9 protein-coding genes and 1 pseudogene are annotated in these 16,499 nt (G+C 69.1%); 3 read left to right on the plus strand and 7 right to left on the minus strand.

Annotated elements, in window-relative coordinates:
• Positions 1-27: 27 nt before the first annotated feature.
• The 3 genes and pseudogenes from CLV01_RS25100 to CLV01_RS25110 form a co-directional block, all read right to left on the minus strand.
• Entirely contained in the window at positions 28-324 is a 297-nt protein-coding gene (locus tag CLV01_RS25100; protein ID WP_099735056.1) for a hypothetical protein, read from the minus strand.
• Positions 325-363: 39 nt separating this feature from the next.
• Positions 364-891, minus strand: a complete 528-nt coding sequence (locus CLV01_RS25105) for a DUF2867 domain-containing protein (protein WP_013800955.1) — start codon at positions 889-891, stop codon at positions 364-366.
• Positions 892-979: 88 nt separating this feature from the next.
• Positions 980-7,041, minus strand: a pseudogene (locus tag CLV01_RS25110) (alpha-2-macroglobulin family protein).
• A 420-nt stretch (positions 7,042-7,461) separates the two neighbouring features.
• Between CLV01_RS25110 and CLV01_RS25115 the strand changes: the two are divergent.
• Entirely contained in the window at positions 7,462-8,787 is a 1,326-nt protein-coding gene (locus CLV01_RS25115) for a tetratricopeptide repeat protein (protein WP_099732955.1), read from the plus strand.
• Here CLV01_RS25115 and CLV01_RS25120 read toward each other — a convergent pair whose 3' ends face one another.
• The 3 genes from CLV01_RS25120 to argH are packed head-to-tail and all read right to left on the minus strand — an operon-like array spanning position 8,788 to position 12,805.
• Complete coding sequence (locus CLV01_RS25120) at positions 8,788-10,278, minus strand: rhomboid family intramembrane serine protease (protein ID WP_099732954.1); 1,491 nt, start codon at positions 10,276-10,278, stop codon at positions 8,788-8,790.
• A gap of 21 nt (positions 10,279-10,299) precedes the next feature.
• Complete coding sequence (locus CLV01_RS25125; protein ID WP_099732953.1) at positions 10,300-11,298, minus strand: Bug family tripartite tricarboxylate transporter substrate binding protein; 999 nt, start codon at positions 11,296-11,298, stop codon at positions 10,300-10,302.
• Positions 11,299-11,323: 25 nt separating this feature from the next.
• Positions 11,324-12,805: an argininosuccinate lyase gene (gene argH, locus CLV01_RS25130; RefSeq protein ID WP_012207114.1), complete on the minus strand. Its 1,482-nt coding sequence runs from the start codon at positions 12,803-12,805 to the stop codon at positions 11,324-11,326.
• A 246-nt stretch (positions 12,806-13,051) separates the two neighbouring features.
• On the opposite strand from argH, the gene CLV01_RS25135 reads away from it, so the two are divergent.
• Both CLV01_RS25135 and CLV01_RS25140 read left to right on the plus strand, forming a co-directional pair.
• Positions 13,052-14,107 carry a sensor histidine kinase gene (locus CLV01_RS25135; RefSeq protein ID WP_099735330.1) on the plus strand — a complete coding sequence of 352 codons (1,056 nt, stop codon included), beginning with the start codon at positions 13,052-13,054 and terminating at the stop codon, positions 14,105-14,107.
• A complete protein-coding gene (locus CLV01_RS25140; RefSeq protein ID WP_034398907.1) occupies positions 14,088-14,849 on the plus strand; it encodes a LytR/AlgR family response regulator transcription factor in 762 nt (253 codons plus the stop codon). The genes CLV01_RS25135 and CLV01_RS25140 overlap by 20 nt, the downstream gene beginning before the upstream one ends.
• 158 nt (positions 14,850-15,007) lie before the next feature.
• Here the strand turns inward: CLV01_RS25140 and CLV01_RS25145 are convergent, their stop codons facing one another.
• Entirely contained in the window at positions 15,008-16,492 is a 1,485-nt protein-coding gene (locus CLV01_RS25145; protein WP_088163943.1) for an aminotransferase class V-fold PLP-dependent enzyme, read from the minus strand.
• Positions 16,493-16,499: the final 7 nt, after the last annotated feature.

Genomic DNA, 16,499 nt, shown 5'->3' on the forward strand with positions numbered 1-16,499 from the left:
ACGCCAAAGGCTTCCGATTTGCTGACTTCAGGGCCGACGCCCCAGCACGCTGCTCCAGCGCGCCAGCGCAGCCAGTACGGCGGGCCAGAACACGGTATTGGCAATGTCGTGCAGGCTGGCGCCCCAGCGCCAATACCCCAGGCTCGCGATATCGTCGCGCATGTCCAGCAGCTCGCCCGTCATGGCCACCGCCAGGGCCGCCAGGAGGGGCGTCCAGCTGCCCAGGGGTCTGCGCAGCACGGCGCAGGCGGCCAGCGCCACCGCCAGGCCCACGTAGATATGCAAGGCGTCCTTGGACAGCCCCGAGGCACCCACGACGGCCATTTTGATGGCCTGGACAGCCGACGGCTCCATCCGCAGCTTTCAGCCGGCCAGCTTGGCCACCACGGCCGGGGCGATGACGCGGTGGGCCGGCGCCACGCCCAGCATGTAGATACGGCCCAAGGCATTGTGCACATGGACCACGGTGGACATGGCGGCGGTGAAGGTGCCGGACGGCGCGCCCTCGGGGCTGGGCAGCCGCATGAGGGAGACCTGCACGTCCAGGTGCCGGTCGCTGTCGCCCAGGACCACTTCGCTGTCGCTCAGGGCATGGACACGGAAGATGCCGGCGCGGTCGCCCACGCGGTAGCTCGATGGCTGGCGCTGCGCATCGACGCCGCTGAGCGTGCCCAGGTCCTTGATGCCGAAGGGCGCCACCACGCGGTTGCGCAGGCGCATCAGAAAGTCGATCCAGCCCGGCGTGCGGCCCACGCAGCGCAGGTACAGCGCCATGGGACTGCTGCCGTCGTCCGGCAATTGCAGCTGGTAGCTGTCGTGGAAATAGGCGGTCTTGAGGCGGTCCTGCAGGGCGCTGCCTGCGGGAACCGGAGAGAGGATGACTTGTGCCATGGAGCGGAGGGTGATGAAAAAGGGGGCGGTCCTGCAGCCATCATAGGCCGCAGGGCCGCCCCCTTGTCAGGGCGCCATCAACGCTGCATCAGCGCTTGTCGCTCACCTTGATGCGGGCGTTGGGAACCTCGCCGAACATCTCGGGCGCATACAGCGCCTCCACCCGCGTGGGCGGCAGCGCGAAGTCGCCGGCATTGTTCAGCCGCACGGTGTACTCCACACGCGTATTGCCCTTGGGCAGGTACTGGTAGTAGGCGCGGTAGGCCTCGAAGCTGCGCTCTTCATAAGCCAGCCAGCCCGCGCCTTCCGCGCGCTCGCCGCCCGAGGCGATCTCCGAGTCGCGCCCCAGACCGCCGCCCAGGATGGTGGCGCCCGTGGGCACGGGGTCGGTGATGGCCACCCAGGTCATGTCGGTGCGGGCCTGCACCTCCAGCGTGACGCGCAGCACGTCGCCGCGAGAGTACTGGCCTGCGGGCAGGCTCTTGTCGGATTGCTCCACGGGCTTGACCGTGCGCGTGACGGTGTAGCCGGCGCTGAACGGCGCCTTCAGCTGCACGGCCGCCACCGACTGCAGCGTGAGCCAGGGCTTGCCGGTGCCCTGCTGGGTCACCGTCAGCTGGCCCTTGCGGGCATCACCCACCGCGCTCCAGGGCAGGAACATGGTGTTGTTGCGCAGGCCGCCGACCACCGTGGTCGCGCCGAAGCTGGACGCCTGGTGCGCCGCGCCCTCGGTGTCGCTGGCGCGCATGCGCGTGACCTGGCTCCACTCCACGCGGGCCTGGGACGCGCCCAAAGCCGCCTGGGTGGCGCCCGTCACGGGCGTGGCCTCGAACTGCTGCGAGAAGCGCTGCAGTGCCAGCGCGCCCCACAGGTTGGCCGTGGTCGTGCCCCAGGCGCCGTTGCTCTGGCGCGAGATGAAGCCATTGGCCAGGCGCGGCAGCTCTTCCTTCCACGTCGGGTCGTCCATGTTGACCAGCATCAGGCGGGCCAGGTTGACCTCGGGGCCCTGCATCAGCCACCACCACTGGTCGTCTTGCTCGTTGCTGAAGGCCACGCGCGTGCCCTGGTAGCTCAGGCGGGCGCGCAGGATCTGCTGGGCCTGGGCCAGCTGCTGTTCGCGCTGGGGCAGCTCGCGCATGTGCTTGAGCAGGGCCACCCAGTCGATAACGGCATGCGTGGGCCAGTCATTGGGCGCGATGGTGATGCTGTCGAGCATGCGCGGATTGGCGCGGCCCGTCAGCGCCAGCGCCTGGATGGCGGCCAGCTTGCGCATGTCCAGATCCTTGCGCGGGCTCCAGAAGCTGCGCTGGATGCGGCCTTCGACGAAGGCGATCAGGCCGTTTTCCATGCGCTCGCGCTCGGCAGCCGGCAGCACGAAGCGCTTGTCCACGCCCTGCGCCAGTGCCGAGAGGTTGAGCAGGTGGGCCGTCAGCGTATCGCTGCCGCGGGCCGCACGGCCCGACCCGTCGCCTGCCAGCGGGAAGTAGCTGGCCAGGCCGTCGCCGTCCAGGTAGCTGGGCAGTTGGCCCATCGTGGACTGCCACAGCGTGGCGTCGCTCATGCCCACGGCCTTGCTGGTGACCTGCTCCAGGCAGCTGTAGGGATAGCGCGCCCACCAGTCGCGCACGCCCGGCAGGCCTTCGGCCAGCTTGGGCGCCAGCGACATGCGCAGGCCGCCGCGGCCGGACAGTGCATCGGCCGGCAGCTGCACGGGCAGGTTGATGCTGCCATCGACCTGCATCAGCGTGCCCTGCTGCACCGTGAGCGGCACGGCCGGGATGATGCGCTGGCTGACCTTCAGCCTGTCGCTGGCCGGCTTGTCGCCGCCTGCGGTGTCGCGGGCCTCGATCTCCCAGATCAGCGCCTCGGCGCGGGTCTGGCCCAGCTGGGCCGGCGCCGTGACGTTCCAGGCCACCTCGCGCGCCTCGCCTGCGGGAATCTCCACGGTCTGCGCTGCCAGCTCCAGCAGCGTGGCACGCGGCGTGACCTGCACCTTCATGGCCTTGGCCGAGGTGTTGCGCAGCGTGACCATGGCACGGAACTGGTCCTCCTCGCGCACCAGCGGCGGCAGGCCGCTGATGATCTGCAGGTCCTGGGCCGTGCGGATGGGCGCCTGGCCCGTGCCGAACATCGACACGCCATGGTCGGCCACCGCCACCACCTGGAAGGTGGTCAGCGAGTCGTTGAGCGGCACGCTGACCTGGGCCTTGCCCTGGGCATCGAGCACCACGCTCGGATTCCACAGCAGCAGCGTCTCGAACAGCTCGCGCGTCTGGCTGCGGCCACCGCCGCCGCCAGCGGCCACGGCCTTGCGGCCGTAGTGGCGCCTGCCGATCACCTCCATCTGCGCGGTCGAGGTCTGCACGCCCCACTCGCGGCGGCGCAGCATGGCGTCGGCCAGCTGCCAGCTGGTGTTGGGCATGAGCTCCAGCAGGGCCTGGTCCACGACCGCCAGCGCCACCTCGGCGCCAGCGGCGGGCTTGCCGTCGGGCAGCGTGGCGCTGATGGTGACCTTGGCGGTGCCGCGCACCTGGTAGCTGGCCTGGTCGGCCGTGACCTTGACGTCGATGCGGTGGGCCTTGGTGCCCACGCGGATCTCGGCCATGCCCAGGCGGTAGGCGGGCTTGGACAGGTCGACCAGGGCCGTGGGCGCGATGTACTCCTTGCCCTCGTGCCAGAAGGCGTTCCACCACTCGCGCGGCGCCTTGAAGCCCCAGGTGAAGAAGCTGTACCAGGGCACCTCGCGCAGTCGCCCGCGCAGGGCCAGCACGCTCACGTAGACGTTGGGGCCCCAGTCGGGCTGGACCTTCAGCTCCACGGTGGGGTTCTGGCCATTGAGCTGCATGACCTGGGTGCTGACGATGCCTTCGCGCTCCACGGCGACCAGGGCCGTCGCATAGCGGAAGGGCATGCGCACCTGGAAGCGCGCTGTCTCGCCGGGCTCGTAGCTGCGCTTTTCGGGCAGCACGTCCATGCGGTCATGGTCCTCGCCGCCGAACCACAGTTCGCCCTGGCGCGTGACCCAGACGCTGGAGGCGGCCTGGGCGGGCCGGCCATCCTTGTCGGAGGCGGTGACGATCAGCTCCACCTCGCCGGGCTGCGACAGCTGGGCTTCGCACTGCACCATGCCCTGGGCATCGCTGTTGCCCGTGCATACCGTGCCCATGGACTTGAGCGTGGTCTGGTTGTCGTAGCTGTAAAAGCCCCCACCAGGCGCTTGCGGCTGCTGGTGGTGACGCGGGAGATGGCCTCGACCTTGACCGGCACGCCGGCCTGGGGCTTGCCGTCCACGCCCAGGGCCAGCGCCTGGAACTGGAGCTTGCGGCCCGTGGTGATCCAGCTTTCGGCACGCACGCCGGCCACGATGGCCGCGGGCCACAGCATCTGCGTGCTGCGCAGGGTCTGCACCTCGCCGTTGGGATCGGCATAGGTGGCCTCGATCAGCAGCTCGCGCGGCTCGCGCAGCTTGGGCAGGTTCTCGATCTTGAGCTTGCCCAGTCCTTCACGGTCCAGCGTCACGGGCAGCTTGTCGGCCACCACCTTGCTGTCCTGGGAGGCCGTGGCCTCCTCGTCATCGCTCTGGCCCGTGTCCTGGGCGCTGCGCGGTGCCGAGAAGCTGAAGCCCTGCCAGTCGCTGCGGTCCATCCAGGTGGAACGCACCAGGGCGGACACGCGCACCGGCAGGTTGGCGGCCGGGCCGCCGGAGACGTAGTTCACCTGCACCTGCACCGGCAGGCTGGAGACGCCGACCAGGGTCTGCTTGCCTTCGGGGCCCACACGGCCTTCGAGCACGGGCAGGCGGAATTCCTCGACACGGAAGCTGCCCGTGCCGAAGCGGTTGTTGCGCCCGCGCGAGCCGTTGCCATCGCCGCGCAGCTCCACGGAATACGAACCGAGCTTGGCACCCTTGGGCACGGAGAAGCTGTTTTCCGCACTCAGGCCGCCCGTGCCCGTGGAACGCCACTGCAGCGGCTGCGTGTACTGCTGGCCGCTGCCTTCATGGGTGATGACCAGTTGCGTGGGCCGCTGCTCGGGCAGCGCAAAGCCGCCCTGCCCCTGGCCGATGCCGGTCTGGGTGCGCATCAGGTGCTTCATGGACACGGTCTCGCCGGCGCGCAGCAGCGTGCGGTCGAAGATGGTGTGGGCCACCTCGTCGCGCTGGGCGCTGCGGCTGGTGGGCACGTTGAAGCGCCAGGACTCGATGCCGCGCTGCCAGTCGCTCCAGGTGAAGGCCAGCTCCTGCTGGCCGTCCTTGCCCTGGGCGCGTGCGCTGACGAAGTAGGCCGGCGAGCGGTAGCCGACACCGCCCGTGCACTGGGGCGGCTCGGGCGACAGGCCTTCCAGGCGCGCCACGCCGCTGGCGTCGGTGGTGGCCGAGGTCAGCACCTTGCCATTGCAGTCAGAGACCTGGATCTTGGCATTGGCCACGGCCTGGCCCTTGTCCAGCGTGGTCACCCAGGCGGCCGCGTTCTCGCGGCCGAGCTTGAAGTGCACGGACAGGTTGGTCACCAGGGCCGAGGTGCGCACATACATGCTGCGCGCCGAGCCGTAGCGCTCATCGAGCAGCGACTGGCCCAACAGCGGCGAGGCGATCTCGACCACGTGAAAGCCCGGCGTGAGCGGAATGCCCACCACCTCGAAGGGGCGCGGATCGCCCTTGACGGGCTTGGGCAGCTCCAGCGTCTTGACGTCGCCCTGGCCGGCCAGCAGCGACAGCATGCGCGTTTGCACATAGTCGCGGTTTTCGTTGTCGATCACGGGCGGCAGCGGGCCCTTGATGTCGCGCGAGGCGCGCTTGCGGTCCATGTCGGAGGACTCGTAGTCGGCCACACGGCGCATCCAGGCGATGATCTCGGCATCGCTGCCGGGCTGCTTGGTGCTCACGCGGCTGGCATCCAGGGACTTGGTGGCCAGCTCGGACTCCACATTGCGCAGCGTCACGGGCAGCAGGGCCGGGCCGTCCGGGCCTTCGGCATAGCGCTCGACGATGCCGAAGGGCGAGGCCGCGAACTTGGCCAGCGGCGGCAGCGCGCCCGTGGCCACCTGCAGCGGGAACATGTCGGCATTGCTCAGGCTGCGGCCTGCCGCGTCCTTGAACTGCGGAGGCAGCTCCACCGTATAGCGCGCCTGGGCCTGCATGGTGGCCGGGAAGCTCAGGTTCTGCACCAGCGAATCCTCGCTGAGCTTTTCGCCGTATTCGCCGTCGATCACGGGCGCCACCTTGGAGGCGCCGCTGCTCAGGCGAATGCCCTCGGCCAGCTTGCGCGGCACGGGGGCATTGAAGTTCAGGCGCATGGGGCGGATCGGCAGGCAGGCGGCCTGGGCGTTCTCGCGCTCGCAGCTGAACTCGGCCGCGAAGGGCTCGCGCACGCGGTACTCGAAGCGCTTGTCCTGGCGGCTGGCCACGCCATTGGGCGTGGCGATGCCTGCGCCAAAAACCAGCTTCATGGTCGTGCCCGCCGTCAGCCGGCGGTTGCAGGCCAGCGTGGCGTACTGCAGCGGGTTCTTGGCGGCGGCCTTGTCCCAGCCGCGGTGCTTGAGCAGCTCGTCGCGCTCCTTGCCGTCGATCAGGCGCACGGGAATGCGCTCGCCCACGCCTTCGGCCGTGCACCACATGTGCTGCTGCAGGCTTTGCAAGGTGGCCGGGCCCGACAGGCGCAGCGCGAAGTACTGCTCCTCGTCGATCTGTTCATAGGTGTCGGGCGCCATGTCCAGCACGGCAGGGCCGCCGGTCTGGAACTGGTAGCTGGCAGCGCCCGTCACGGCCGTGCCCGCAGGCGACTTGTAGCCGGCCACCAGCTGGGCCGTGCAGCGCACGCCGGGCGGCAGGGCCTGCTTGAAGTCGAACACCCATTCCCGGTCGCTGTTCCAGCGGCCCGTGCCCTGGGTAGCCGCCGCATCGCTGCAGCTGAGCGTGACCGGCGCGGCCGCCTTGGGGTCGCCAAAGCGCACGGCCGTGCCATCGAACTGCACCACCACCTGCTCGACCTTGGCCACCTCTCCCTGCGGGCTGAACTGGCGCACGCCCACGGCCTGCGCCGTCAGCGCCGCCGATCCCATCAGCAGCCCCAACCCCCACCGGCTCCAGGGCCGGCTGTGCGCCGGAGCCCCCTGCAACCCACTGATCGCTTTCGTGCGAAGCACCCCCATGGCAATCCCTTCTGTCGGGCTCAGATGGCCCGCTGTTTTCTTGGAATGAGCAGGCTTTCAGCACTGCGATGCGAGCTGTCCGCATGACACGCTGCAAATGAAAAACCCTGCGCTGCAGGCAGGGCTCGGCGGCAAGGGCTGGAACAAGGCGCAGGCCTGTCGCCCGCATGCACCGAATGCAGGGCCGCATCCGCTGCGGCTGAAAACCACTGCGCGGGATGATACCGGGCCGCATCCGCTGCAGGCACTGCTGCGGGTGCCCGGAACCGGGTCTGCGGTGTATCCGTCTGTAAGACATCGGCGCATCAACGCGTCATATCCGTGCGATCACAGGGCTCACCTCCCACCACAGGTTCCGTCAGACTACATACAGCGTGCTGCCTATACTGCGCGGATACAACACAGGGAGAGAGTCCGTCCATGAAGCCGAACCACGTTGCCGTGCCTCAGCCGTTCTGGCACCGGATCAACCAGTTCTTCGCCTTTCCGTTCCAGTCACAGCCGCTGGGCTATGCGCTGCTGCTGTCGCTGGGCAGCCTGCTGTTCAAGGCGCTGTTCTTCCTGCCCGCACCCCTGGCCATCGGGCTGGTGCAGATCGGTATCCTGCTGGCCGCCAGCCGCTATGGTTTCAAGGTGGCAGCGCTGGGTTCGCAGGGCATATCGCGCGCTGCGGACTATCCTCGCCACCTGGACCCGGACTGGACCCATCTGCCCTGGAAGCTGTTCGCCATTTTGGTGGTGCACGGCATCATCGTCGGCTGGTGTGCGCGGGTGAGCCTGGGCATGGCGCAGCTGGCCCTGCTGCTGCTGTCCTTTTTGCTGCCGGCCAGCATCATCGTGCTGGTGCAGACGACGGGCTTTTTCTCCGCACTCAATCCGCTGCTGATCCTGGACACGGTGCGCATCATCGGCAAGCCCTATGCGCTGCTGTGCTTTTTTCTGTTCCTGTTGAGCAGCGGTGCGCAGATCGCCATGTCGCTGCTGCTGCCGCTGTTCAGCGGGCTGATCCTGCTGCCGCTGTTCAACTTCGCCATGATCTATTTCGGCTGGGTCATGGCCAGCCTGCTGGGCTATGTGATGTACCAGCACCATGAGGCTCTGGGCATCGACGCCGTGCCCCAGGCAGACAGCGGGCCCGACGGGGCGCCTGCGCGCACGCCCGAACAGATCGCCCGCCAGCAGCTGGACGAGGACGTGGCCGAGCACGTGGCCGCTGGCGACCTGGCCGCCGCGCTGGGCCTGGCCTACGAGGACCAGCGCACCCACCCCGACGACACGCATGCCCAGCGCCGCTACCACCGCTTGCTGCTGCTGTCGGACAAGACGGCCACGCTGCTGGACCACGGCCGGCGCTTCATCGCCCTGCTGCTGCGCCAGGGCCAGACCGCCGAGGCGCTCAAGGTGTTCCAGGCCTGCCGCGCCAAGGAAGCGAGCTTTGCGCTGGACGATGCCGACCAGACACTGGCCCTGGCGCGCAGCACCTGGCGCACGGGCGATGCACAGGCGACGCTGACCCTGATCTCGGGCTTCGACAAACGCTTCAAGGGCCATGCCGCCGTGCCCCATGCCTATGAACTGGCGGCGCGCCTGATGCTGCAGGGCTTCGGGCGCCGGGACATGGCCCAGGGCATCCTGGCCACGCTGCAGGCGCGCCATCCCGACAGCGAGGCCACGCAGGAGGTGCGGTGGCTGCTGCGTGACCCGGAACCGGAACAGGGACCGGACCCGCGCCCGGCCCCGCACTGATCACGCCGTGGCCTGGGCCCGGGCCTGCCCGTCGAGCAACAGCCGGGTCACGGCCTCATCGGGCGCCCAGCGCTGCAGTTGTGGCAGCCAGGCGCGGGCGCGCTGTGCCAGCCCCTGCTGCAGCAGGCCGTTGACCAGCAGGCACAGCGTCTCGCCCAGGCCCGGCTGGCCGGGTGCTGCCTGCAGCAGCGCGTGGCACAGCTTCTCGGCATCGTCGAACGCACGGGCACGCGTGAAGCGGCGCACCAGCCTGGCCATGTCCTCGGGCGCGATCCTGGCGCCTGGGCGGGCCAGGTCCAGATAGATGCGGTAGCTGTCGTGCTGCCAGGCCAGGGTGGCGGCATCACGGGCCGGCAGCCTGAAGATGCGCCGGGCCGCCCGGTGGAAGTCCTCGCTGGCAGGCGCATAGCGGGCCGCGGCAAACCAGGCCCGCAGCACCTCGGTGTCGGCAGGCCGCAGCTGGGCTGCGGCGCGCCAGGCGCGCAGGGCGCCCTCCATGTCCAGCGCCTGCCCCAGGCGTCGCGCGTTGGCGACATGTGCGTCGAAGCCATCGTCCGGCGCCGAGTGGCGGCCCGCCACCGCCGCCCGTGGCTTGCGGCGCAGATACAGGGCCATCAGGGTCGCGCCTGTGAGCAGGCCGCCCAGATGGGCCATGTAGCCTGCGCTCTGGCCACTGAAAAAATGCTGCAGCACTTCATTGGCGATCCAGGCTGGCAGCAGGATCAAGGCGGGCGCAGTGACGTAGTTGAAATAAAAAAACAGCTGATAGAAGAAACGGACACGCCGCAGCCGGTACATGACGGCGTACATGCCCATCAGGGCGGCCACGGCGCCCGAGGCGCCCAAGCCGTAACTGCCTGTGCCTGCATAGGCCCAGCCCGAGAGCACCGAGCCACCCACGGCGCCCAGCAGATAAAACAACAGATAGGTGCCGCGCCCCAGCATCAACTCGACCGAGAAGCCGAACATGAAGAGAAACAGCATATTGCCCACCAGGTGGCTGGTGTCGACATGCAGGAACGCTGCGGTGATCCAGGTCACCGGGCGCATCGGCGCGTCCAGCGCATAGTTTTTGGCCCAGCGCGTGGTGAAAGGTTCCGGCTGCAACGCCTCGTAGCGGCTGCGGTCGGTCTGCCAACGCTCGTGCAGGGGATCGCTTGCGGGCACGATCTGCCCGCTGCGCAGCAGCACCAGGAATTTCGGCTCCCGCTCCATGCGCTGCAACAGCGGCTCGACCAGGCCCCTCTTCTGCAGCGCCTTTGCCTGCTTTGCCATCGGCGAATCCGTGCGCTGCAGCCAGTCCACGAAGCGCGGCAACTCGATGCCCGGCAGCGCGCTGGCGGCATAGAACTGCGCCGCCGCCTGCTGGGCACGCTCCTCGGAGCGCTGCGGCCCGAAGAACACCAGCACGTTCACGAGGATGATCAGCAGCGTCATCCACGGCGGATTGCTCCAGCGGGGCCGGTCCTCCAGCGGAATCGCGTAGAACATGCGGGACCGCTGGACGCGCGCTTACTGCGGCTGGAAGCCGCTGGTCTGGATGATGCGTTTCCAGACCTGGGTATAGGCCTGCTCGCGCTCGGCCAGCTGTGCGGGCGGCATGTGGCCCACGGTCAGGCCCAGGGCGGTGAGCTGCTCGTGCACATCGGGCTGCTTGAGCACGGTGGCCACGGCGGCGGAGAAGCGGTCGATGAAGGCCTGGGGCGTGCCGCGCGGCGCGTAGATGCCGTAGTAGGGCGTGTCCTCGAAGCCCTTGACGCCCTGCTCGGCCAGCGTGGGCACTTCGGGCATGGTGGCCTGGCGGCGCGTACCCAGCACGCCGATCACGCGCAGCTTGCCGGCCTTGTGGTTTTCCATGAAGTCCTGCACCGAGGCGATGCCGGCCGGAATCTGGTTGCCCAGCATGTCGGCCAGCATGGGCGCGCTGCCCCGGTAGGGCGCGGCCACCAGGTCCAGCCTGTAGTGCTCGCCCAGCAGCCTGACCAGGAATTCCGGCGTGGACGCGGGCGCGGGAATGCCGATGCTGCCGCGCTTTGCGCCCTGGCGCACCCACTCCACATACTCGGCAAGGTTGCGCGCCGGCGTGTTGGCGGAGACCGCCAGCGCGTTCACGAAGGTGGCAAAGCCGGCCACGGGAACGAAGTCATGGCCAGGGTCGAAACCCGGCTTCTTCACCACCTGGGGCAGGATGGAGATGGTGTGGTCGTGCGTGAGGAACAGCGTGTGGCCATCGGCCGCAGCCGCCTTGAGCTGCTGCGCCGCGATCTGCCCGCCCGCGCCGGGGCGGTTGTCCACCAGCACCGTGGTGCCCAGCACGTCCTTGAGCCGGTCGGCCAGCAGGCGCGCGATGGCATCCGTGCCGCCGCCCGGCGGAAAGCCCACCAGGATGCGTATGGCTTGCCCGGGCTGTGCCCAGGCCAGCGGAGCCAGGGCCGACGAGGCGGCAACGGCAGTCACTGCGCCGGCGGCGCGCAGCGCCCCGGTCAGCAGTTGGCGGCGGGAGGATGTCATGGCGCGGCTCCGGCGAACGGGGGGATCAGCCCAGGCGTGCGTTCAGGCGTGCATTCAAGCGCGCCTGGTGGCCTGCGAGCTGCTTGCGCACCTGGGCCGGCGCCGTGCCGCCCAGGGTGTTGCGCGCATTGAGCGAGCCTTCCAGGCTGAGCGCCTCGAAGACGTCGGCCTCGATGCCGGGGTTGAAGGCCTGCAGTTCGGCCAGCGGCAGCTCGGTCAGGTCCACGCCCTTTTGCGAGGCCAGCTTGACGGCATGGGCCACGGTCTCGTGCGCATCGCGGAAGGGCAGGCCCTTCTTGACCAGGTAGTCGGCCAGGTCGGTGGCCGTGGCGTAGCCCTTGAGCGCGGCGGCGCGCATGGCTTCGGCGTTGACGGTGATGCCGCCCTTCTTGCCGCCCGTGGCCGGGTCGGCCTGGCCGCCGATCATCTCGGCGAAGATGCGCAGCGTGTCCTTCAGGGTGTCCACCGTGTCGAACAGCGGCTCCTTGTCTTCCTGGTTGTCCTTGTTGTAGGCCAGGGGCTGGCCCTTCATCAGGGTGATCAGGCCCATCAGGTGGCCGACCACGCGGCCGGTCTTGCCGCGTGCCAGCTCGGGCACGTCGGGGTTCTTCTTCTGCGGCATGATCGACGAGCCCGTGGTGAAGCGGTCGGCGATGCGGATGAAGCCGAAGTTCTGGCTCATCCAGATGATCAGCTCTTCGGACAGGCGGCTCACGTGCACCATGCACAGGCTGGCGGCCGAGGTGAATTCGATGGCGAAGTCGCGGTCGCTGACGCCGTCCAGCGAGTTCTGGCAGACGCCTTCCATGCCCAGGGTGCGGGCCACGCGCTCGCGATCCAGCGGGTAGGTGGTGCCGGCCAGGGCGGCGCTGCCCAGCGGCAGCACGTTGACGCGGCGGCGCAGGTCCAGCATGCGCTCGGCGTCGCGCTTGAACATTTCCACATAGGCCAGCAGGTGGTGGGCAAAGCTCACGGGCTGGGCCACCTGCAGGTGGGTGAAGCCGGGCAGGATCACGTCCACGTTCTTCTCGGCCACTTCGACCAGGGACAGCTGCAGCTCGCCGAGCAGGCCTTCGATGAGGTCGATCTCGCCGCGCAGCCACAGGCGCACGTCGGTGGCCACCTGGTCATTGCGGCTGCGGCCCGTGTGCAGGCGCTTGCCGGCGTCGCCGACCAGCTGGGTCAGGCGGGCCTCGATGTTCAGGTGCACGTCTTCCAGGTCGAGCTTCCACTCGAACTGGCCGGACTCGATTTCCTGCGTGATCTGAGCCATGCCCTTGCGGATGGACTCGTGGTCGGCGGCGGCGATGATGCCCTGGGCCGCCAGCATCTCGGCATGCGCCAGGCTGCCCGTGATGTCGGCCTGCCACAGGCGCTTGTCGAAGAACACGCTGGAGGTATAGCGCTTGACCAGATCGCTCATCGGCTCTTCAAAGAGAGCGGACCAGGCCTGGGCCTTGGTGTCGAGCTGGTTGTGCGAGGCGGACGTTGGTTGATTGGCAGACATGTGAGGACGCGATCTTCGATTAGGCGGTGCAGGCGGCGGGCGGCACGCCCCCGCGCGGGCAGGAAGCGAAGATTCTATCGACCTGGGCGGCGCCACGCCCGTGCAGGGGCCTGCAGGGGCGGTGTGACCGCTGTGCAGGCCCGCCCGGCATGACCATAATCCGGGCATGCGGCGCGAACCCCACCCGCCGAAACACTACCTGCCGCCCTTGCCGACCCAGCCGACCCCACCACCGCCCCGCCGCCCCTGCCTGCGGCGCTGGTCTTCGACGCCTGCAACGTCGGCGTGGTACTGCGCGCCGTGCTCTTCGTGCAGGCCGTGGCGGCCACGGCCGCGATGTTCGGCGCCGACTCGCTGCTGCAGTGGCTGGAGAACATGGCCCTGCTGACCGGCGCCAGCCTGCCCGGCACCCTGGTCTGGCTGGTGGCGGCCTGCCTGCTCAAGCATCCGCTGCAGCGCCTGCCGTCCACCGGGCAGTACGCAGCCGGCGTGCTGCTGGGCATGGCGGCCGGGCTGTATGCCTGCGCCATGCTGCAACTGGCCGGCGGCACCAGCGCCCCCTGGCTGGCCAGCGCCATGTCCGGCGGACTGCTGGCGGCCCTGCTGGTGGCCGCCCTGGTGCTGCGCGCACGCGGCCACACCCCCGCCGACACGCAGGCGCGGCTGGCCGAGCTGCAGTCGCGCATACGTCCGCATTTCCTGTTCAACACGCTCAACAGCGCCATCGCCCTGGTGCGTGCCGAGCCCGCCAAGGCCGAGGCCCTGCTGGAAGACCTCAGCGACCTGTTCCGCTACGCGCTGGCCGAGCCGCACAGCACGACCACGCTGGCCGAGGAGATCGAGCTGGCCCAGCGCTACCTGGCCATCGAGCAGGTGCGCTTCGGCGAACGGCTGCAGGTGCGCTGGCAACTGGACCCTGCCGCCCACGGCGCCCTGCTGCCGCCGCTGCTGCTGCAGCCGCTGGTGGAAAACGCCATACGCCATGGCGTGGAGCCCAGCGCACGCGGCGGCAAGCTGCAGGTGCGCACCGAGCGCCGTGGCGATCTGGTGGAGGTGCGCATCACCAACACCCTGCCCACCGAGATCGATTCCGCCAGCGCAGCTGGCACGCGCGGCAACGGCATTGCGCTGGCCAATGTGCGCGCCCGGCTGTCGCTGCTGCACGACCTGCAGGCCCACCTCACGGCGCGCACGCTCAAGGGCCATTTCGTGGTGCGCATCAGCCTGCCGCTGGCTGCGCCTGCCGGCCAACCCACGAAGGCTCTATCGAAGAAGAAGCACCATGCACATCCTGATCGTTGACGACGAAGCCCTGGCCCGCGCGCGACTGCGCACCCTGCTGGCCGATGTGGAAGCCTGCACGGGCACCGGCCCGCACCAGGTCAGTGAAGCGGCAGACGCGCGCCAGGCCATGGCCGTGCTGCAGGCGCCGGGCCCGCGCGCCGTGGAACTGGCGCTGCTGGACATCCACATGCCGGGCCAGGACGGACTGGCCCTGGCGCACGCACTGCGCCGCCTGCCGCTGCCGCCTGCCGTGGTCTTCGTCACCGCCCATGCCGGCCATGCGGTCGAGGCCTTCGACCTGGACGCCGCCGACTACCTGACCAAGCCCGTGCGCCGCGAGCGCCTGCAGCAGGCCCTGGCCAAGGCCGCACGCACGGCGGTGCACCAGACGGCCGAGCGCGACAGCGGCCCCGTGCTGCTGATACAGGACCGAGGCACCACCGTACGCCTGCCCCTGTCCGAAGTGCTCTACCTCAAGGCCGAACAGAAGTACGTGACCGTGCGCACCGTGGGCCGCAGCTACATCCTCGACGGCGCCCTGGCCGACCTGGAAGCCCGCCACGCCGACCACCTGCTGCGCGTGCACCGCAACGCGCTGGTGGCCCGCAGCGCCCTGCGCGCCCTGGAACGCCACGACGACCCCACCGAAGGCGAAGGCTGGGCCCTGCGCCTGCACGGCATCCCAGAACTGCTCATGGTCTCCCGCCGCCAGCTCCCCCAGGTCCGCGCCGCCATCCGCGACGAAGGACAGCCCGGCTGAGACGCAGGGCTCAAGGAGCCCGGCCCAAGACAGCCCCCCCGCGTCAGAAAGCACGCCCGCAACACAAGCATGGCCCAACGCGAGGGACACCGAGCAAGGGCCGCCCCGCAGCGAGGGTGTCGTCCCCCTCGGGGGAAGGCGCGCAGCGCCTCAGGGGGCTACATTTTTCTAGACAGATCCCACATCGCATCCACCAGCAGATCGACGTCCCGCGCGTCATGCCACAGGTGCGTGGACACGCGCACGCCGTAGTGGTCTGCCGCCGCGCCGATCACGGGGAAGTTGGAGTTGCGGATCACGAAGCCCTGCGGATAGTCGCTGAGCATGCGCGCCACGAAGGTCGATGACTTGGTCCCGTTCATCACGTCGTCCTTGTTCTGGAACGGGTTGAAGCAGGTCAGCGCCGACAGCAGCTTGGGATCGTCCTTGGGCGAGTACAGCGAGTCCACGCCCCAGCGCTCGACGATCTTTTCCTTGAGGTAGGACGACAGCGTCAGGTCATAGGTCTCGATCTTCTTGCGGCCGATGCTGTCCCACTGCGCGCAGGCCTGGGCCAGCGCCATGAACATGGGCGTGTGCACGCTGCCGCAGGAGGTGACCGAGGCGGCGATGTCGTAGGTCTCCTTGGCCGTGGTCGTGCGCTCCAGCGCCGGGTAGGCGCTGGTGTGCACCGGGTACCACTTGGGCAGGGGCAGCGGGTTGGAGGCGCGCATCTTGTTGCGGATGATGAGGATGCCCGTCGAGCCCGGACCGCACTGCCACTTGTGGCCCGCGCCGGACATGAAGTCCATGCCCAGCTCCGCATAGTTGTAGGCCATCATGCCCGGCAGGTGGGCGCCGTCCACGATGCTGATCAGGCCATGCGCCTTGACCACGCCCATCAGGTCGGCAATGGGCAGCATGGTGCCGGTCTTGTAGGTGGGCGAGGACCACATCATGGCGCGCACGCGCTTGCCCTGGGCCTTGAGCGCGCGGATGCGCTCGTCGAACAGGTTCACGTAGGTGGCCGCCGTCTGGTTGTTGCCCACGGGCAGCGCAATGCGCGAGACCTCGATGCCGTAGCGGTCCTGCGCGATCTTCAGCGGCGTGTCGCCGCCGCCGTGCTCGTGGTTGGTGGTGACCACCACGTCGCCACGCTGCCAGTCGATGCCCAGGATGGCATGGCACATGCCTGAGGAAGTGTTGGCCGAGAAGGCCAGTTCGTCGGCATCCACGCCAAAGCCCGGCGCCACCTGCTTGCGCAGGTCCAGCAGGTTGCTGTAGCCGTTGCCAGAGTCGGCGGCCTTCTTGCGGTTTTCGGTATCGAACACGTCGAGCACCAGCTTGGGCATAGAGCCGGCCGTGCCGATGTTCATGTAGGTCTTCTCGGGCTTGAGGATGAACATGCTCTGCACGTCGGTCCAGAAGGCTTCGTCGCGCATGAGCTGCTCGCGCAGCGCGGCGGCCGAGGTCTGGGCGTTGCCGCTGCCGCAGGCGGCCAGCAGCGGGCCCAGCGTGGCGGCGCCGGTGCCGTAGCCCAGCATGCGCAGGAAGTCGCGGCGCTTGGAAGTCCAGCGCGCGGGATAGCCGGATTCGCCGGCGGCCGCAGTGGCGGTGAGGGATGTGGCCTGCTCGGCCGCGATCTGGGGGTGTCGTGCGTTCATGCGGTCC

Origin of the sequence: Delftia sp. 60 (assembly GCF_002754395.1) — a bacterium.
In the GTDB taxonomy this organism is placed as follows: domain Bacteria; phylum Pseudomonadota; class Gammaproteobacteria; order Burkholderiales; family Burkholderiaceae_C; genus Comamonas; species Comamonas acidovorans.